Consider the following 20,181-nt stretch of genomic DNA (forward strand, 5'->3'; position numbering starts at 1 on the left):
GCAAGTTAGCAAGTTAGCAAGTTAGCAATATTTTAGCTTTAGAATTAAGCTGTGCAATATGAATTTTGAATTGTTTTTTATTAATTAAGAAAGTGGTCGGCGATGCAGGATTTGAACCTGCGACCCCTTGGACCCAAACCAAGTGCGCTACCAAACTGCGCTAATCGCCGATATTGAAGTATTAAACCTCGTTTTCATTGAACACTCAAACTGTGTATTTGAGACCACTTTTTGAGAAAGTGGTCGGCGATGCAGGATTTGAACCTGCGACCCCTTGGACCCAAACCAAGTGCGCTACCAAACTGCGCTAATCGCCGATATTATTTTTTGTAAATGGGGTGACTGATGGGGCTCGAACCCACGACAACCGGAATCACAATCCGGGGCTCTACCAACTGAGCTACAACCACCGCTATATTTACATGTTTTCAAATGGTGCACCCAGAAGGATTCGAACCTTCGACCGACGCCTTAGAAGGGCGTTGCTCTATCCAGCTGAGCTATGGGCGCATCGAAAACTTCATAGTTTACCAATAAGCCAATCTATTATAATAGAATAGTTACCTGCTTTTCAGCATTTAACTTGTGACTGCATAGGACATACCCAAACCAATCATTACCATTCTTTATAAATGAGAAAGTGGTCGGCGATGCAGGATTTGAACCTGCGACCCCTTGGACCCAAACCAAGTGCGCTACCAAACTGCGCTAATCGCCGATGCTTACTATTGTTAGCGAGTGACCTCGTTGACAACGGGGTGCATAATAGTGATTTGACGGTGTCAGGTCAAACCTTTTTTTAAGAAAATAAATCAATCGGTCATTTTTAGTTCATAATGGTTAAATATTGTGAGGATCAGCTAAAATTTCAACTGTTTTATATAATTAGCGGCTATATCAGAAAAGCAACTTGGCGCATTAGCGCTTTTCTGCGAAAATAGTAAGCATATTAAAAACGAGTAATAAAGAACGTGTTCTTTATTAGCATTATATTACCCCTATTTCTATATGCATTCGTTTTTTTAAAGTATCGGTATTAAGTTAACTAACCCCAATTAAAGGTCACCCATGACGGCAAACATCATCGATGGTAAGGCAATAGCTAAACAAGTACGCAGTGCAGTAGCACAAAGAGTAAGTGAACGTGTTGCAAACGGTTTGCGCGCACCTGGACTTGCAGTTGTACTTGTAGGGCAAGATCCTGCAAGCCAAGTTTATGTAGGTTCAAAACGTAAAGCCTGTGAAGAAGTTGGCTTTATTTCTAAATCATTTGATTTACCAGCAGATACAAACGAGCAAGCATTATTAGATTTAATTGATGAACTCAATAACGATGCACAAGTTGATGGTATTTTAGTACAACTTCCTCTTCCTGCTGGTCTTGATGTTGAAAGAATCCTTGAGCATATCACTCCACTCAAAGATGTTGACGGCTTTCATCCTTATAACATTGGCCGTTTAGCACAGCGTATGCCTGCTCTTCGCCCATGTACGCCAAAAGGTATTATTACACTGCTTGATTCGACCGGTGTAAAATACAAAGGCATGCATGCAGTTGTTGTTGGCGCTTCAAATATTGTTGGTCGTCCTATGGCATTGGAACTATTACTTGCAGGTTGTACAACCACTGTGTGTCATAAATTTACGCAAGATTTAGAAACTCATGTACGCCGTGCTGATCTGTTAGTTGTGGCAGTTGGTAAACCTGAGTTTATTCCTGGGGATTGGGTTAAAGAAGGTGCAATTGTGATCGATGTAGGCATTAATCGTTTAGATAGCGGCAAATTAGTCGGTGACGTACAGTATGAGATCGCTGAACAAAAAGCACATTTCATCACGCCAGTACCTGGCGGCGTAGGCCCAATGACAGTAGCAAGCTTGATTGAAAATACCCTTGAAGCCTGTGAAAAATACCATAGCTAATTAGCCTATAACGTCGCATCAAGAATTAACAAGGGTTGCTGTTTAGCAACCCTTTGTTGTTATTTATGAGGCTATTTTAGCTGAGCGCTGGCGCCGTGTTAGCTTTAACAATTGCGGCAGCACAGAGAAGAAAATCATTAAAACCATAATCGTATATTGCCAAACTTGATAGTGCTCACTTAGTAATACCACGGCGCAAATAATACCTGCGATCGGATTAGCAATCGTACCGAAAGTAAACTCAACCACCGTCATCCGGCCAAGTAACCAAACATACAAGATATACGCAAGCGCTGTATTTGGCACAATTAACCAAAATAATGCAAGCCACTGTATTGAACTGACACCATTAGCAAGTACTTGATATTGTTGTGGATCAAAGTAAATAGCTTGAGTCATTGCGACTAATGATAACAATGATCCGCCAATGATCAGCTGCCATGTTAATACCGTCCACCAATGAGTGTGGCTAGACATTTTTTGCACTAAAGTACTACCAACAACAATTGTTAACAACGCACCAATTAAAGCGAATACTCCTAAGGCATTAATCGTGACATGCTGGGGATCAAATAATCGCCAAGCCAAAATCACTAATACAAGTGCGCACACCGATTGCAAAAACGCTGGACGCTGCTTTTTAAAAACCCACGCATAAATCAACGCAACCACAGGCACAGAGACCATACCAACACCGGCAATTGCCGCTGGTAAATTAACCGCCATAATAAAAATAAAACTAAAAAACAGGGCAATATTAACCACAGCTAATAATACTAAACCGCGCCACTGTTTTGCTTTAGGCCATGATGGTTTAAGCACAAATAACAGTAAACCCGCAGGTAATGCTCGCAACGCGCCAAGTAATATTGGCGGCCAATCTGGGGTGGCATATTTAGTGACCGCATAGGTGGTGCCCCATAAAAAAGCAGGGATCATGGCAAGAAAAATATTCATTTCATTCCTTTCAAAATAACTAAGAAACGCAAAGGTAAAACCTAAGGTTAAGTTGAGGTCAAGCTAGAAAAAATAAAAAGGCCGCCAAATTGGCAACCCTTTGTAATACTTACTAATACAATACTTACTAAAATATGTCTTATTCAGCAATGCCTATTTGACTGGCACTAGTAAGGTAATTAATTACGCTTTACGCCATGTAGTTTTACCTGCAGAGTCTTCCAGTATTACTCCAAGTGCATTTAAAGCATCACGCGCTTCATCGGCCGCAGCCCAATCTTTACCCGCGCGCGCTTCATTACGCTTAACTATTAACGCTTCTATTTGGGCAACTTCGTCATCTGCTTGGCCACCTTGTAAAAATGCCTCTGGTGCTTGTTGAGCAACCCCTAACACTTCCCCAAGACTACGCAGTACAAATGCTAACTTACCCGCTTGCTCAGCATCAACGTCTTTTACACGGTTTAGCTCTTTGGCTAATTCAAATAACACCGGTAATGCTTCTGGTGTATTAAAGTCGTCATCCATTGCTTTTCTAAATTTAGCCACATGTTCATTTGTTGCTAAATCACAACTGATAGGCTCAACACCACGAAGTGCCGTATAAATACGCTCAAGCGACGAACGTGCTTGATCTAAGTTCTCTTGCGAGTAATTTAACTGGCTGCGGTAATGACCAGAAATTAAAAAATAACGAACCGATTCAGCATCATATTCTTTAAGTACATCACGAACAGTAAAGAAGTTGTCTAATGATTTTGACATTTTCTCTTTATTTACTTGTACCATCCCCGTATGGATCCAGGTATTGACGTACTTGCCGTTATTTGCACAGCATGATTGCGCAATCTCATTTTCATGGTGTGGAAACTGTAAATCTGAACCACCGCCATGAATATCAAAATGCTCACCTAAATGCTTTGAGCTCATTGCCGAACATTCAATATGCCAACCTGGACGACCTTCGCCCCACGGTGATGTCCATGATGGTTCACCCGCTTTGGCTTTTTTCCATAACACAAAATCAAGTGGATCATCTTTATCTTGTGCTACTTCAACACGCGAACCGGCTTGTAGCATAGTTAAATCTTGCTGTGACAATGCACCGTATTGCTCAAACGTTGAGACGTCAAATAAAACATCGCCGTCGGCTGCAACATAGGCGTGGCCTTTAGTAACTAGTCGTTCAACCATTTCGATAATTTCGTCCATATGACCTGTGACTGTAGGTTCAATGTCTGGGCGCAACATGTTTAGACTATCAAAATCTTTATGCATTGCTTTTGTCATACGCACAGTTAAGTCGTTAATCGCTTCGCCATTTTCATTCGCACGCTTAATGATTTTGTCATCAACATCGGTGATATTGCGCACATACTTTAAATCATAACCAATGTGACGAAGATAACGCACGATCACGTCAAAGCTTACAAATGTGCGGGCATGACCAATGTGACAATAATCATAAATGGTGATACCACACACATACATGTCGATCTTGCCGTCGACCATAGGTTTAAATTGCTCTTTTTGACGCGTGAGTGTGTTGTATATATTTACCATTTATTTTAAGTCCTTGACTATTTACTTGAATCGCTATGTTAACACTTGAAAAGCCCCTGCTCTAGCGCTTTATCAATTGAATAAGCACTTTGTTAATCTTAGCTAACTAAGATAAAATAGCGGCAAATAAATCAGCTAATAGGAAACCACATGGTTGTTCTACACACAAATTTTGGTGATATCACCATTAACATGCTCAAAGAAGATGCGCCAAACACAGTTAAAAACTTTTTACAGTATGCTAACGCAGGCTTTTACGACGGCACTATTTTTCACCGTGTAATTGATGGTTTCATGGTACAAGGCGGTGGTTTTGAACCAGGTATGACACAAAAAGAAGTGCATGATCCTATTCAAAATGAAGCAAACAATGGCCTTTCTAATAAGATTGGTACACTTGCTATGGCACGTACTCCTGATCCACATTCAGCAACAGCACAGTTTTTCATTAACGTGAATAACAATGACTTCTTAAACTTCAGCAGCGAAACATCTCAAGGCTGGGGTTACTGTGTATTTGCTGAAGTTGTTGAAGGCATGGACGTAGTAGAAAAAATTAAAGCCGTTGCTACAGGTAGCACAGGCTTTCATCAAGACGTACCTCTTGATGACGTTATCATCACAAGCGTAACTGTAAACTAATAGTACGCTTACCCACGTAACGTGGCGTTTTAGCGGGTATCTATGCTATACGTATATGCCCGCTTTATTTATTTTTAAAAGACTTACCTATGACTCGCCAAACCTACTTTATTGCCGACCTCCATTTAAGTGAAAATCGCCCAGATATCAGTGCAGCTTTTTATCAGTTTTTAGATACGCATATTATTAATAAGGATGTAGACGCGCTATATATACTCGGTGACTTTTTTGAAGTATGGGTTGGTGATGACTATGTAACCGCACTCTCAACTGAAGTTGCAAAGCATTTAAAAGTAGTGAGTGATAACGGCACCCCAGTATATTTTGTGCATGGCAATCGTGATTTCATTATGCGCGATAAATACGCCAAACAAGCAGGAATGACTTTATTACCCGAACAGCTGGTAATTGACTTATATGGCACTCCCACTGTCATTTTGCATGGCGATGAAATGTGCACACAAGATATTGAATATCAAAAGTTTCGTAAAAAAGGCCGCAGTTGGTGGTGGCCAAGATTAATGCTTGCTATGCCACTTTGGTATCGTCGTAAAGTTGCGCAAAATGCCAGAGAAAAATCAAAGCAAAATCAAACCGGTAAAGCGCTTGAAATATTAGATGTTACTGAACAAGCGGTACTAGCAACATTTGCAAAACACCAAGTAAAACATATGATCCATGGCCATACCCATCGCCCTAATGTGCATCATTATGAAGTAGATAAGCAAACACTCACTCGCACAGTGCTGGGTGATTGGTATACTCAAGGCTCTTATTTAGTTGTTACCGCACAGACACAAGAACTAGTAAGTGAACCATTCGCACAAATATAAAATATTGTCTACGCTTACTATATTGATCGTTTTTAGTACTGGTCGTAATGCTTAAATTATTTTTCATACTTATTTGTTTATTTTACGCAGGCCATACATACAGCCAAGATAAATGGCTTTTTGTTACCGAGCCTTTTCCCCCGTATTTTTCAGAGCAACTGCCGCAACAAGGTTGGTTAGCTGATATTATTATTACTGCATTAGCAAGCCAAGATATTGAAGCTAGCATTGAGTTTACAACTTGGGCTCGTGCACTAAGATTACTTGAAAAAAATAAGCGAACAGCTCTTTTAGGGGCTTATTATAGCGCCGAGCGAGAAAAAACATTCCACTATTCACGACCATTAGCAAAGTCATTTACTGGATTATTTAAACGAAAAAGTAGCAAAATAAATTACGATGGCAGTTTAACGTCATTACAGCCATACAGCATAAGTAAAGGTAGTAATTATATAGTTAGCGAGGGTTTTAGTAGTGAACATAATTTAGCCATTACAGCGACTAATGACTTGATCAGCAGCTTACGCGTGTTACAGCTTGGCCGCGTTGATTTAGTAGCTGGTACCAAAGAAGTCGGTGAGTACTGGTTAAACAATCATCCACAATTACAAACAGGACAGTCAATCGTATATATCCCTCCTCATTTAGCGTCCCACTACCTATATATTATTTTTTCCAAATCTGCTGTGCAAAGTAAGCAACAATTAATACAATTAGAAAACGGTTTCAACACCATTGTAAATAATGGTGAGGCCGCACAAGTTCTCCTACGCCATGGCTTTTCAGAAGCTAAGACTGAGCAATACCTACAATTTTTAAAACGTTAAAACACAAATGCTTATATGACTATCACTCCAAGCAACGAATTCTGCATCTTAAGATAGTTTGGGTATAGTAATAGTAAACTCAGTTTTAAAGCGCTCTGTAGAGTGTGGATTGGACTGTAATTTAATTTCCCCCTGCAAAATGTGTGTAACCCATTGGTGCACCATATATAAGCCAAGCCCAGTATTGCCAATACCACGAGCTGAGGTGTAAAAAGGCTCAAAGATGTACTGTTGAGACTCTGCTTTAATCCCAACACCGCTATCTGAAATGGTTAATTTAATGGATTGACTAGCAGCTTGTGCTATTTTTATCTCAATTTCACCGACTTGATTTTTGGCAAACCCGTGGGTTAGTGCGTTCATTATCAGGTTTTCTAGCACTTGGGAAATAATTCCTGGTCGGCTTTTTATATCTTGGTCAGTATCAACTAAGGTTTTCACTTTTACGTTTGAGTTTTTTAATCTTGAATTAAGGGAGATCAGTAAATCTTCAGTTATTTTTCTTATATTACATGTGATGACATCATCATTATGACGGTCTATCGCCATTTTTTTAAAACTTTTAACTAATACCGCTGCCTTATTTAAATTAATTTTAGCTAACCCTAAATTTTCCTCAATGCTCTGTGTGCTTTTATCTAATTGCGATTTAGTTAATCCGGTTTTTATCGCGTCACTCAACTTATTAATAACCACATTCGCGTTAGATACTGAGATAATAGCACCGCCAATGGGTGTATTCATCTCATGAGCAACCCCCGCCACCAACAACCCTAAAGACGATAGTTTTCGAGCTTCGAGTAAGCTTGTTTGTAATTGCTGCTGCTGCCTTATAGTTAAATCGAGCTGTTTGTTGACGCTATCTAACTCTACTTTTTCACGCTGTAGTTTATAAGATAAAGTAATTAGTTGCTGTTGGAATAAATATTCACGGTAACTAAAACCAAAACCGCAAATACATAAAACAACACTACACAGAGCAGCATATTGAAAAGCAGTCATTTTTGCATTATACAGCAGCTCTTTAGGGCTACCGATAAGTATAATAATCTCTTTATCTGAATCTGCGGTTCTTTGTGTTGATTCACGTAGTGAAACAATAGAGAATCGCCTGAAAGTATATAAACTGTCATGAAAAATACGTGAGGTGCTTTGTACGTCATGTTCAATGATGTGTTGCCAAAGCGCTGGAGAGTTATTTGCTAGCGAGTTATTAACTTGATTATACATAAACCCAAACTGTAATGCGGGATCCTTATTATACAACCAATAACCATCATGATTTAGAATATTTACTTGGGTGTTTTTTTCATCATATTGTCGAATATTACTAAATAAATAATCCAGATTAAAATTCACTACTAACAAGCCATCTATTAAATAATCACCACCTTGCGTTCTGTAAGTCACCCTAATTGTTGGCTCATGCGGGACAACAACTTTTCCACGCTCAATATTTAAATCAATTTCTGAAATAAATGTATTCGGTGGTGCAACTAACATCCCTTCTTTAAAGTAATAACGATTTTGCTTATTTTGTAATTGTGATACCTCAACAATTTCGCTTTTTTTATTGCTGAAATTAATTCTATAACGTTCTTTACCACTGCGTTCAAGCCAACGTATTTGTGAGATATTGGTTGATACAGAAGCAAAATTTAAAAAATAATCATTTATGAGCTTGTCGCTTTGTTGAGCGCTCAATGTATTTAAACCTGTATTACTTTTTAATACTTGGCCATTTGCTAACAGCTGAGTGAGTTTTTTAATACTGCTTAGCTCTTTAGATAAATCAGTACTCACAAGCACTAGTTTTTCATCTTGGCGCTCTTTTATTATGGTTACTTTTGACTGATAAACTTGCTCGTATACCAGCCAGCCAATTAATATCGCAACAAATAAAATAAACAGCGACTTTATGAGTACGCCTTTTTTGTCGCTATAAAATGAGTTACTTTTTTTAGTCATTTACATTATCAAACTGTGCTAACCAGATCAGTAAATCATCATAAAATAGCGGTTTTGAAAAAAAGTAACCTTGGGCCATTTCACAACCTGCTTGTTTTAACCATTGCACCTCAAATTCGTTTTCAACACCCTCAGCAATAACTTTAAAATCAAATTGCTTTGCGAGACTGATGATCATTTTTATCATGTATTGATTATTTATATTATGCTCAAGGTTGCTGACAAAGTAGCGATCAATTTTTATCGCATTTGACGGTATTTCATTAATGTGTGCTAATGATGAATAACCCGTACCAAAGTCATCAATACTCACTTTAATACCCAATGCCATAAATCGTGATAAAGCCTCTTTAATAAAGTTGTAATTACTGATCGCTTGGGTTTCTGTCACTTCAAGTTCCAGCATCGAGGGGGATACTTTATATTCTTCAATCCGACTCTTGATAGACTCAAAGTAAGAAGGCTCGATCAAGTCATAAGATGATGCGTTAAATGCAATGGGTAAGTTTATGCCACAGCTTTTTAGTTGATTAATAGTTTGTAGTATTTTTTCAAAAATAACATTATCAAGCTCATTAATTAAACCAGCGGTTTCAGCAAGCTCTATAAACTCTTCAGGATTTACAAAGCTGCCATCAGCCAACTGCCATCTAGCTAGCGCTTCAAAACCAATTGGTTTTAATGTTTTCAAGCACATTTTTGGCTGTAAAGCGATACGCAATTCTTTGGTACTAATAGCCGTCCTAAGGCGCGCCATCAACTCATAACGCCTTGTTATTGCGACTGTCTTTTCATCAGTATGCAAAATAAACTTCGTTTGAGTTACTTGCAAGTAATTTAAACTCGACTCTGCTAGGCTAATTACTTTTTCGGGAGTAATATTTGATGCGCAACTTAACTTTAACTCCAATACTCTTACGTCAATAAATTGCTTAACATTTTCAATTTCGTACTTTTGTTTATTATGAAAATGCGTAATATCATCGGCAATATCAAAATCAACATTGATGAGCATGCCAAAACTACGATTACTAATAATCGCAATTCTGGGGTCATACATTGAAAAAACATCTACAATACTTTTATGAACGAGTTTTATGATTTTTTTACAAAAATCGTAACCAAAGGTAAAAGCTTTTTCATCAAACTGGTAAATATCAAAAATAATCAAACGCATTTTGGATTTTTCATATACGTTCATATTTTTAATTTCGCGAGTTAACCAGTTTCTATTCTGTAAGTTTAATGAAACATCGGTATAGGCAAGCTCGGTTAATCTATTTAATAATGAAATATTAGCAAATCCGCTACTGACGTTTTCACTAAATACTTTCAATAAATATTCGTTTTCTTCACTAATGGGATTATCTGATTTTACCAAGGTAATATAGTGCGTGCCTTCAGCAATGGTTGCTGGGAAGAAGAAGATACTATGCTGATTTGAAAACACATGACGTTTCTCTTGAATCGCTAGCTGGAAGTCATCGTACATATCGGCCAGTAAATTGCTATCTACTTTTTGTCCTTTCATACCATTAAAGCAGCCGTTGGTAGTGAGGATCATTGCATTGTCGCCTTTATCAAGGTTGCTTGAACAAAGGATCCCGCCTCCCTCGGATATTTTTAAAATATTGCTTAGTTCTTGCAGCACGGCAGCTGAGTATGAGCCCATATCATGTTTGCTATTAATGCTCCTTGATGCATCAAGCACAAGTTGCAAACCTTGTTTAGCGGCTGTTATTTGCGAAATATATTGCCAAGTTCGCATATTACTATTAACGATTGATTCAAGCTTTTGCGCAGAAATGTCAGACTTATTCCAGTACTCATCAATATCGAGCATTTTCATCACATCGGTTTCAGGGGCTAAACCGGGCTGCCCTGTTAGTAACACGATACGCATTTCAGCGTTGCCAATCACTTCTCTGATGGTATTTACCAAACGCAGTCCGGAGTCATCTTCTTCCATAACCACATCGATAAAAACAAGTGCTATATCTGGGTGCATACTTAAAGCAAGCGCAGCTTCTGGTACTGAGTTGGCCGCTAATAACTCATATTTGTAGCCTTCTTTGGCCTTTAATTCTTTTAAGCTATTAATTAATGCGTGTTGATAATCGAGATCATCCTCAACAGTTAAAATTTTCCATACTTTAAGGTCGGTATTTACTAACTCTTCCTCAGCAGAAAATACAAATAATCCCTCATTCTCATCCATATATACCCACCAAAATAATAATAGCAATGGCCTTTCATTTACAATGCATTGCAAAGCAATAAAATAACTGATAAATAAAAATTTAACTTGCTTTAAATATTAGGTGAGAGTTTTTGATGTGTCTAATTTAAAAAAACTTTTGATAATAAAGTATGTGCTACAGCATGATTTGAAAAGCTGCAGCACATGTTGGTGTTGGTTAAGCGCTTTTATTTACCGGCGTACCACTGTGAAACTTAAAATCGTCATCACAAGATGTAATTAACTGCGCTTCAATTTCACCAAACTCTTTAACCCGCTCGGTAATATCAAAACCAGCAATTTCTTGGGCAAGAGTTAAATAGTCTTGGTAATGGCGTGCCTCAGAGCGCAATAACGAAATATAAAAATCACCTAAACGCTTATCTACATGGGGTGCAAGCGCGGCAAAACGCTCGCACGAACGAGCTTCGATGTAAGCACCGACTATGAGCTTATCGACCAGTGCATCTGGCTCAAAGGTTTTTACATGTCTTAGCATACCCTTAGCATAACGACACGGCGTAATACTTTGATACTCAATACCGTACTCATCCATGATCTCTAATACTTGATAAAAGTGGTGCAGCTCTTCTTTGATCAACATCACCATTTTATCAACCAAATCTTGCCCATAAGCTGAATCAGATTTTGGGATCACTGCTTTAGTCAGTTTGTTTTTAGCCGCAAGATCGCGCCAATTCCCTTCACGTTTGTATATCAGCGTTTCAAACGGCTTCAGCCACTCAAGCAAGGCATCGCTGCTTTGTTTATCCACGGCGTATTTACGAATTAAAAACATCGCAGATTGCGCGGCTTTAAGCTCACAGATGAGATGATCAATTAAAATAACCGCTAGGTTTTCTTTTTTAGTGGCTTCATCAATCCACCCTAAAGGGGTTTCACAACGTAAAAATTGCTTAATCGGTTCTAAAAGTTTGCTATGTGGCACGAAGAGAGTTGCTCATTAGTATCTGTCATTAAGAAAATGATTTTATCATGAAAAATGACTGATAATAAAACAAAGCTGGGGGTTTGATTAATTAAATAACCCGAACTCTAGTTAAATATATCCCCGCTGATTTTTTTGCTTTCGTCTCTCATTGGTGTTTCTTGACAAGACCCCATTACTGAACCATAACTTAATACAAGCTGTATAAAAATAAAACAGCGAACTAATTCCTTTTTATGGGGCACACAATTATGATACTAAACCATCTTTGGGGCATATATGCCCATCCACTCGAAGAGTGGCAAACAATAGATAACCGCCACGAGAGCTTAACATATAGCCTATCACATATATTACTGATAGCGTTGTTTCCATCTGCAATGGGTTATTACTCATCAGTTTATTTGGGCTGGAGTATCGGGGCTGGTAATCCGGTATTTTTAACCCACGATAGTGCAATACTGATTGCTGCAGCTATGTATGGCGCTTTAATTGTAGGTGTGTTTGCGCTGGCTTATTTAGCACATTGGATGGCTGTTACTTTTGGTGCAGAACCAACCTTTACCCAAACCTTAGAACTTGCAGCGTATACTTCAACACCAGTATTTATGTCTGCACTAGCGGCATTTTGGCCAGAACTATGGTTTGTTGTATGTGTGGGTTTGGTCGCTTTAGGCTATTCGGTCTACTTGCTGTATACCGGTGTGCCCATTTTGATGCATATACCGCAAGAGCGTGGCTTTATTTACGCAAGCTCTGTGGTAACTTGCGGACTAATTTTACTGGTGATTATTTTAGCTGTCACCGCCATATTGTGGACCAACGGTATCGTAAGTCCAACCTTTACATGATACCTAGTTCAACGTTAGAAGCTGTAAAATGTAGTATATAGTAGTGTTATTATTTTCTTTCCTTCGCAAAAAAGGAGCTAAATTTAGCTCCTTTTTTATTTCGCTAGGCAGAGATTAATCTGAGCCGTTTTCTTCTTGATTATGTAACTCTAAACCAGAAGACATGGCACTTTCACGACTACTTTTTGCCGAATCATTACGCAGCTGTTCAATACGATTCAAATAATTCTGATCGATACCACCGGTAATATATTGGCCATCAAATACTGATGTTTCAAATCGTGTAATTTCTGGGTTTTCCTGCGCTACGGCAGCAATCAAATCAGGTAACGATTGGAAAATCAAACCATCAGAGCCAATGCTTGCATTGATATCTTCAACTTCACGTCCATGGGCAATCAACTCAGCCGCAGATGGCATATCAATACCATACACGTTCGGAAAGCGAATTTCAGGTGCAGCAGAAGCAAAGTAAACGTTTTTAGCACCAGACTCACGCGCCATTTCAACAATTTGTGCTGAAGTAGTGCCACGTACAATCGAGTCATCAACTAGTAATACGTTTTTACCTTTAAACTCACGGTCAATTGCATTGAGCTTTTGACGTACTGACTTTTTACGCATTTCCTGACCAGGCATGATAAACGTACGGCCAATGTAACGGTTTTTAACAAACCCTTGGCGATATGGCAGATTAAGTACGCGGGCGATTTCCAATGCCACATCACATGATGTTTCTGGGATTGGAATAACAACATCAATATCTTTATCAGCCCATTCGCGAGCAATTTTTTCGCCAAGCTTAGTGCCCATATTTACACGTGTAGCGTAAACAGACATGCGATCGATATTTGAGTCTGGACGTGCAAAGTAAACAAATTCAAAGATACATGGCGAGTAAGATACTTTATCTGCGCATGTTTGAGAGTAAAACTCACCGCCTTCAGTAACATATATCGCTTCACCAGGAGCGACATCACGCACAAATTCAAAACCATCGGTTTTTAACGCAACGCTTTCAGAGGCAAACATATACTCGGTGCCATTTGCAGTTTCACGTTTACCAAACACTAATGGACGAATACCATTTGGGTCACGAAACGCGATAATACCATGGCCAATTACCATAGCGATGGTGGCATAACCGCCTTGAACTTTATTTATAACTTCGGTGATACCGTTAAAAATATCTTCAGGGTCAAGATGTAGTTTATTTGGTTTACTTAATTCATGAGCCATGATGTTAAGTAAAATTTCAGAATCTGAGGTTGTGTTAACGTGGCGACGTGCTTCACAGAACAATTGCTCTTTAAGCTGCTCTGCATTGGTTAAGTTACCGTTGTGTGCTAAAGCAATACCGAACGGTGAGTTAACATAGAACGGCTGCGCTTCAGACGAGCTAGAAGAACCTGCTGTCGGATAGCGTACATGGCCGATACCAATAGTGCCTTGTAAACGCTTCATATGACGGGTGTGAAATACATCTTTCACTAAGCCATTTGCTTTGCGTAAACTAAAGGTGTTGTTTTCAATGGTAATGATGCCCGCGGCATCTTGACCACGGTGTTGCAAAACAGTTAAGCCATCATAAATCGCCTGATTTACAGGAGATGTTCCGACTATTCCAACGATACCACACATGAAATTTTTCCTCGCCGATTAACGGTTGACCGAATTTAAAAAGCTAGAGTTATTTTCGAGGTATGAAAAAAACCACTCAACAACAAAGCCAAATTCTGGGATCAAAATAGAGTTACCCCACCAGTGCGTATTGGGTGCACCAGTAAAAGCATCAAGAAAGAAGAGTAACGCGCTCACGACCAACACGCCACGAAGTGCACCAAAGACAATGCCGAAGACACGGTCTGTGCCAGACAAACCAGTACGTTGTACAAGTTCACCTAGAAGGTAGTTTAACAATCCGCCTAACAATAGCGTCGCAAAGAATAATATGGCAATGGCCGCTGCATTTCTTAAAAGGGGTTCAGAAATACTTGTTAGGAATGATGCTAAATATTGGTAAAACAAGCTAGATATGATAAATGCGCCAGCCCACACAGCCAAAGACATTGCTTCTTTTATAAAGCCACGAATTAAACCGATAATAGTAGACAGTGCAATAATGCCAAAGATGGCGTAATCAACCCAGATCATATGAACCAACTAGTCGTTAATTTGGGGCGCATTCTATAAGAGGTCAGCACTAAATGCCAGATCATTTTGCTACTTCAAATTGGGTAACTTTTCCGTTAAGTTTAGTAAGTGCTTTTAATTCAGGGAGTTTGCTCTCAAGCTGGGCTTTATCAAGCGACGGACCCACAAAAACTTTGGTTAAAGTACCATTTGGTGTTTTAACTGGACGGGTAAAGGTTTTAAACCCTTTGTCACTTAGTTTAGCTTGTAGCGATTTTACATTCGCACTATGCGAAAAGCTCCCCAACTGAATTACATATGCCATTTTCGATAAATTTTCTTCAGGCTTACGTGATGGCTCAGACTTTTTTTCAACAGGTTGTGCTGTAGTCGTTGCTACAGTAGTTTGCTCAGTCGATGCTTCAACCATTTTTTTCGCTACTAGCGTCGTCTCTTCAACCGCATCAGAGGAACTTGAGATTAGGTCATCATCTGGCAATATATCTTCCTCAGGCTCTTCGTTTGGCTGTTGTGCGTTAGCCACTTGATCATCTATTGAATCTTGCAAGTCAATAGTTGTGAACTCAGGACGTTCCGGAATGGCTTTAAAGCCTTCTTTGTAATGTACTTTTTCGCCATCAAGAATATTAGGAATAAACACGATAGCTGCAATCACCACAATAGTTGTGCCGACTAAACGATTTATAAAGCCTGAGTTCACCTGATTCCTCTCTATTTTTTCCAATAATTGATAGCAGCTGCAACAGTTAAGAAGGAGCCAAATATGATTAACACCGTCTTCTCATCAAGCTGTGGCAACACACCATCCAGTGCGTCTGCAACTGTTTGATATTTTTCAATTGGCGCGCTTGTATGCACATTATCCATGGATTTAGCTAAATTCTCTACTTTATCGCCACGAAAGCAATTAAGTCCGGCTAAACACCACGCATCAACTACCGAGCTAACTTCATTTAATACAGCGACTTTGTCTTTATCAGCCAGCATAGCGACTAACGCATGAACTTTAAAGCCTTGATCTTGCAGGTTAGCTAACTTTTTAGCTAAATAGCGTGCAGATTCAGCATTATGTGCCACATCAGTATAGACCATAGGTTTGCTGCTTAGTTGCTGAAAACGCCCTTCAACAACTAAATTAGCTAAACAATCACGGATCACTGCCTCACTAGGTAATAAATCTAACACAGCTAATGTGGTTAGTGCCGTTGCCGCGTTTTGGCATGGGATTGATGGTTTAGCAAACTCAAAGTGATGGGCTTGATATTGCCAACTAAAACTTTGCGCATGCTCTTTAAATATAAAGTCTCGCCCTGATAAATGCATCACCGCGTTAATTTCATGACCGTAGTCGGTGACTGTGTGCGGTATATTTAAATCGCCGACAATGGCAGGTGTGCCAGTACGGAAGATCCCTGCTTTATCATAACCCACAAGCTCTCGCGTATCACCAAGGTACTCTTTATGATCTAGATCTATGGTGGTGATCACACTGGCAAATGGAGTAACAATATTGGTAGCATCGAAACGCCCACCTAAACCCACTTCTAACAGCACATAATCAACGCTATGGCGTTTAAAAATAGCCAGTGCGCCTAAGGTGCCATACTCAAAATAAGTCAGTGGCGTGTCACCGCGGCCTTGCTCGAGCAAGTCAAACGCATCAACATGAAATTGATCATCAAGCTCAGCGCCATTAATGCGCACTCGCTCGTTATAATGAATTAAATGAGGAGAGGCATAGGTACCAACCGAATAACCTTGGGCAAGCAGCAGTGATTCTAAACATCGGGCAGTGGTGCCTTTGCCATTGGTGCCGGCTATTAGAATAATTTTACTTGGGCTATCTAGTAAACCAATGGTATTGGCAACTTTGGCAACGCGTTCTAAACCCATGGCAATATTTGCTGGGTGAACACTTTCTAAATAACAAAGCCAATCATCAAGGCTTGATGATTGGCTAGGAAGATTTTTTGTCATAGCGTGTAATCAGTAAAGCTGAAATTTACGCTACTCTATGCTCTTGTTCCGTAGAAGGCAAGTTCATAAATTTAGCTAGTATGCGGGCAAGTGTGTCACGCATTTCACGGCGATCAATAATCATATCGATGGCACCATGCTCGAGTAGAAATTCACTTCGTTGGAAGCCTTCAGGTAAGGTTTCGCGCACAGTTTGTTCAATTACACGAGGACCCGCAAAGCCGATTAATGCTTTTGGCTCCGCCACGTTGATATCACCTAGCATAGCTAATGATGCTGATACACCGCCCATAGTTGGGTCAGTCATTACTGAGATAAACGGTAAGCCTTGTTCGCTCATCTTAGCAAGTGCAGCACTGGTTTTAGCCATTTGCATAAGCGACATTAGTGCCTCTTGCATACGTGCGCCACCTGAAGCTGAGAAGCAAATTAGCGGCATGTTATGCTCTAAACACTGATCAACAGCATCCACAAAACGTGCGCCAACAACCGATGCCATTGACCCACCCATAAATGAGAATTCAAATGCGACGGCGGCCACTGGAATGCCTTTTAAGCGTCCCTTCATCGCGACTAATGCGTCTTTTTCGCCACTTGATTTTTGTGCGGCGGCGATACGATCTGAATATTTTTTCGAGTCTTTAAACTTTAAAATATCTTTTGGTTCGTGCTGTGTGCCAAGTTCTTGGCGGTCGCCATCATCCAAAAAGTGCTCAAGGCGTTTACGGCCACTCACACGCATGTGGTGATTGCATTTAGGACATACATTGAGTGATTTTTCTAATTCAGCTTTATATAAAATCGAATCACAATCTGTACACTTTGCCCAAACACCTTCAGGGATCTCTTTACGAGCCGAAGACTTTGTTGTTTTAGGTAGGATTTTTTCTAACCAACTCATTTGCAACTCTCTTAATACTATTCTGTGCTTTGCTGCGTTCCTGCCAAATCATTATTGACAGACAAATTTTTTCAATTAAAACATGAATTCCACACAGGCGGTATAAAAAACTGGTCTTAGTAGTGAAATGCCTGCAAGGTTATGTTTAATTTATCACCAATTAACCCTTCACATCCGTTAAGAATAAAGGGCCAAGTGGTGTCGACGGAATTTCAAACCGCGCCGGATAGTCAACATCAACTAAGTATAAACCTGCCGCCTTTGCCGTCGCACTGGCTTTGGCTCGCTCTTTTAAATCAAGTAACTCTTTTAGCCACACAGGTTGCTGCTTATGAATACCAATATCGGTTAAGCAACCGGTAATGTTACGCACCATGTGGTGTAAAAATGCATTAGCCTTAATATCAATAATCACATAACTGCCTTGACGCTCAACTGACAAGTGATGAATAGTACGTGTAGCAGTATTCGCTTGACAATGCAAAGCTCTGAATGACGTAAAATCATGCTCGCCTAATAGATATTGACATGCTTCTTGCATTTTAGTTTCATCAAGTGGGTGATGAAAATGCGTAACGCCTTCATTTAATATTGCTCCTCGAAAGGCGTTATTGTAAATAACATAACGATAACGACGAGCTGTAGCACTAAAACGTGCATGAAAATCATCACTCACCGGTTTTGCATAGCGAATAGCAATATCTTTCGGTAGCAAGGTATTCATACCCATAGTAAATGCAACCATATCGCGTTCAGCATCGGTATCAAAATGCACCACTTGCCCAGTGCCATGCACGCCGGCATCAGTGCGCCCAGCACAGACTATTTCAACTGGATGATTACAAATACGCGAAAGCGCGGTTTCTACTTCTTGTTGTACGCTATTTACATGCGATTGACGTTGCCAACCACTATAACGGGCGCCGTTGTACTCAACTCCAAGTGCTACTCGCATAATTACTGCTTTACCTACTGTGCTAATGAACGGGGCATTTTATGCTATCTGACGCTGCAATAAAAGTGACTCTATACAAATTAAGCGCACAGTAGCCAAGCGAGCTTTTTTCTATTGCTAAAAAAACGGCGAGTAAACTAAATTTACTCCCCGTTTTAACTATAAATGCAGAAACAACTTACAGTAATTTTGCTTTTAAGCTTTGTGCTTCTTCTTGTACTTCTTCGGGACCATTTGCTATCACTTCGTCAATAGCGTCAAGGGCTGCATCCATATCCCCTATTTCAATATAAGCACGTGCTAAATCAAGTTTTGCAGAATAACCGCCACTTTCAGCATCAACATCAGTTGGGTTATCTCCAGCAAGTAAGGCATCAAACTCACTTAATCCGACATCCATATTTACATCATCATAAGGTTCATAATCTAAGCTTGTATCATCACTTTGTTCAATCAAAGCATCAATATCGACGAATTCATCCGCAACGATGTCCTCATTTGTTGATGCATTCACGTCTTCACTTAATTGCTCAGCCGACGGCATATCATCAGGTACTGAAAGCTCTTCAAGTGTAGCAAGATCTTCACTAAGTAACGCATTGAAATCAACTTCAAACTCGCTGCTATCATCTATTTCTAAAGACTCAGGTTCAGCCAACTCACTAAGCAATGCATCAAAATCTGTTTGGGTGAGATCAGCCATAAAATCATCATCAAGCTGATCATCTGACAACGATTGTTCCAGTGGTTCTTCAAGTTCAGTCGCGAAATCACCACGATATTCATCTTCTAACGCATCTGTAAGTTCATCTTCAGCAACGAGCCCGTCTTCAACAACTGGTTCGTCTTCAGCAACCGGCTCGTCTTCAGTAATCAGCTCATCTTCGATTAATAATTCATCATCAAAATCTTGCTCTAAACTATCTAAATCGTGACCTCCCGCCATTGCATTAGCAAGATCTTGCTCAGCTTGACTAAGCTTCAGCTCTGGAGTATCTGCTCCCGACGTTTCCAGCTCAGTCTCATCGGCTAATTCTGCGTCACTATCAATCTCTTCATCATCGAGTTCAAGGTCTGGATAATCATCAAGCTCTAAACTTGGTGTTACTGTATCATTGCTAAGAGGTTCGTCTTCCAGTGCTAAATCAAATTCATCACCGAGCTCTTCATCTGCAAGCGGATCATCTCCCAGATCTATTTCAACCTCTTCGATATCATCGTTGAGTTCATCAACATCAGACCATTGTGGAGGCTCTACGTAATCGTCTTCTTGCTGCAGTTCATTGAGTAAATCATCAACACTTTTTAGTGAAGGATCATTATATTCTTCAAGTAAATCATCTTCATCAAGTAAATCGTCGCTTGATTCTTCACTCGTTTGTGCAAATAAATCATCATCTAAACCTTCAAGCTCTGATCCAAGTTCATCTAAAAGCTCAGGC

At 39.7% G+C, this 20,181-nt stretch carries 17 protein-coding genes and 5 tRNA genes; 5 read left to right on the forward strand and 17 right to left on the reverse strand.

Annotated elements, in window-relative coordinates:
• Positions 1–93: 93 nt before the first annotated feature.
• The 5 genes from H5187_RS20470 to H5187_RS20490 form a co-directional block, all read right to left on the reverse strand.
• Positions 94–170 (reverse strand) — tRNA-Pro (locus H5187_RS20470).
• A 70-nt stretch (positions 171–240) separates the two neighbouring features.
• Positions 241–317 (reverse strand) — tRNA-Pro (locus H5187_RS20475).
• A 17-nt stretch (positions 318–334) separates the two neighbouring features.
• A tRNA-His gene (locus tag H5187_RS20480) sits at positions 335–410 on the reverse strand.
• Between the two features lie 23 nt (positions 411–433).
• Positions 434–510, reverse strand: a tRNA-Arg gene (locus tag H5187_RS20485).
• 131 nt (positions 511–641) lie between these two features.
• A tRNA-Pro gene (locus H5187_RS20490) sits at positions 642–718 on the reverse strand.
• A 350-nt stretch (positions 719–1,068) separates the two neighbouring features.
• Here H5187_RS20490 and folD point away from each other — a divergent pair.
• Positions 1,069–1,923: a bifunctional methylenetetrahydrofolate dehydrogenase/methenyltetrahydrofolate cyclohydrolase FolD gene (gene folD, locus H5187_RS20495; RefSeq protein ID WP_149980758.1), complete on the forward strand. Its 855-nt coding sequence runs from the start codon at positions 1,069–1,071 to the stop codon at positions 1,921–1,923.
• Between the two features lie 63 nt (positions 1,924–1,986).
• Here the strand turns inward: folD and H5187_RS20500 are convergent, their stop codons facing one another.
• Positions 1,987–2,880, reverse strand: a complete 894-nt coding sequence (locus H5187_RS20500) for a DMT family transporter (protein WP_182740252.1) — start codon at positions 2,878–2,880, stop codon at positions 1,987–1,989.
• Positions 2,881–3,063: 183 nt separating this feature from the next.
• Complete coding sequence (gene cysS / locus H5187_RS20505; protein ID WP_182794937.1) at positions 3,064–4,443, reverse strand: cysteine--tRNA ligase; 1,380 nt, start codon at positions 4,441–4,443, stop codon at positions 3,064–3,066.
• A 150-nt stretch (positions 4,444–4,593) separates the two neighbouring features.
• On the opposite strand from cysS, the gene H5187_RS20510 reads away from it, so the two are divergent.
• The 3 genes from H5187_RS20510 to H5187_RS20520 all read left to right on the forward strand — a co-directional run bounded on the left by H5187_RS20510 (position 4,594) and on the right by H5187_RS20520 (position 6,745).
• Positions 4,594–5,085: a peptidylprolyl isomerase gene (locus H5187_RS20510; protein ID WP_145241476.1), complete on the forward strand. Its 492-nt coding sequence runs from the start codon at positions 4,594–4,596 to the stop codon at positions 5,083–5,085.
• 89 nt (positions 5,086–5,174) lie between these two features.
• Positions 5,175–5,918, forward strand: a complete 744-nt coding sequence (locus H5187_RS20515) for a UDP-2,3-diacylglucosamine diphosphatase (RefSeq protein WP_182718149.1) — start codon at positions 5,175–5,177, stop codon at positions 5,916–5,918.
• Positions 5,919–5,965: 47 nt separating this feature from the next.
• On the forward strand, positions 5,966–6,745 hold the full coding sequence (locus H5187_RS20520; protein WP_182718150.1) for an ABC transporter substrate-binding protein: 780 nt from the start codon (positions 5,966–5,968) through the stop codon (positions 6,743–6,745).
• A 48-nt stretch (positions 6,746–6,793) separates the two neighbouring features.
• On the opposite strand, the gene H5187_RS20525 is transcribed toward H5187_RS20520, so the two are convergent.
• From H5187_RS20525 to miaE, 3 genes are all read right to left on the reverse strand, one after another.
• Complete coding sequence (locus tag H5187_RS20525; protein WP_182718151.1) at positions 6,794–8,713, reverse strand: sensor histidine kinase; 1,920 nt, start codon at positions 8,711–8,713, stop codon at positions 6,794–6,796.
• Positions 8,706–10,931: an EAL domain-containing protein gene (locus H5187_RS20530; protein ID WP_182794936.1), complete on the reverse strand. Its 2,226-nt coding sequence runs from the start codon at positions 10,929–10,931 to the stop codon at positions 8,706–8,708. The genes H5187_RS20525 and H5187_RS20530 overlap by 8 nt, the downstream gene beginning before the upstream one ends.
• Positions 10,932–11,130: 199 nt before the next feature.
• Positions 11,131–11,901 carry a tRNA isopentenyl-2-thiomethyl-A-37 hydroxylase MiaE gene (gene miaE, locus H5187_RS20535; RefSeq protein ID WP_182732574.1) on the reverse strand — a complete coding sequence of 257 codons (771 nt, stop codon included), beginning with the start codon at positions 11,899–11,901 and terminating at the stop codon, positions 11,131–11,133.
• Positions 11,902–12,152: 251 nt separating this feature from the next.
• Here miaE and H5187_RS20540 point away from each other — a divergent pair, with 251 nt between their 5' ends.
• A complete protein-coding gene (locus H5187_RS20540; protein ID WP_145241488.1) occupies positions 12,153–12,752 on the forward strand; it encodes a Yip1 family protein in 600 nt (199 codons plus the stop codon).
• 114 nt (positions 12,753–12,866) lie between these two features.
• On the opposite strand, the gene purF is transcribed toward H5187_RS20540, so the two are convergent.
• The 7 genes from purF to H5187_RS20575 form a co-directional block, all read right to left on the reverse strand.
• The gene (gene purF, locus H5187_RS20545) at positions 12,867–14,393 is read right to left on the reverse strand and encodes an amidophosphoribosyltransferase (RefSeq protein WP_145241490.1); all 1,527 of its coding nucleotides are present in this window, start codon (positions 14,391–14,393) and stop codon (positions 12,867–12,869) included.
• Between the two features lie 18 nt (positions 14,394–14,411).
• On the reverse strand, positions 14,412–14,906 hold the full coding sequence (locus H5187_RS20550) for a CvpA family protein (protein ID WP_054206292.1): 495 nt from the start codon (positions 14,904–14,906) through the stop codon (positions 14,412–14,414).
• Between the two features lie 61 nt (positions 14,907–14,967).
• Positions 14,968–15,606, reverse strand: a complete 639-nt coding sequence (locus tag H5187_RS20555; protein ID WP_182718156.1) for an SPOR domain-containing protein — start codon at positions 15,604–15,606, stop codon at positions 14,968–14,970.
• 11 nt (positions 15,607–15,617) lie between these two features.
• Entirely contained in the window at positions 15,618–16,883 is a 1,266-nt protein-coding gene (gene folC, locus H5187_RS20560; RefSeq protein ID WP_182798242.1) for a bifunctional tetrahydrofolate synthase/dihydrofolate synthase, read from the reverse strand.
• A gap of 25 nt (positions 16,884–16,908) precedes the next feature.
• On the reverse strand, positions 16,909–17,784 hold the full coding sequence (gene accD / locus H5187_RS20565; RefSeq protein WP_145241496.1) for an acetyl-CoA carboxylase, carboxyltransferase subunit beta: 876 nt from the start codon (positions 17,782–17,784) through the stop codon (positions 16,909–16,911).
• 160 nt (positions 17,785–17,944) lie between these two features.
• The gene (truA, locus tag H5187_RS20570; RefSeq protein ID WP_149980769.1) at positions 17,945–18,739 is read right to left on the reverse strand and encodes a tRNA pseudouridine(38-40) synthase TruA; all 795 of its coding nucleotides are present in this window, start codon (positions 18,737–18,739) and stop codon (positions 17,945–17,947) included.
• Positions 18,740–18,917: 178 nt separating this feature from the next.
• The coding region (locus tag H5187_RS20575) for a FimV/HubP family polar landmark protein (RefSeq protein WP_310737474.1) at positions 18,918–20,181 on the reverse strand (1,264 nt) is incomplete at its 5' end.

The organism is Pseudoalteromonas sp. SG44-1, from assembly GCF_014164315.1.
GTDB lineage: Bacteria > Pseudomonadota > Gammaproteobacteria > Enterobacterales > Alteromonadaceae > Pseudoalteromonas > Pseudoalteromonas rhizosphaerae.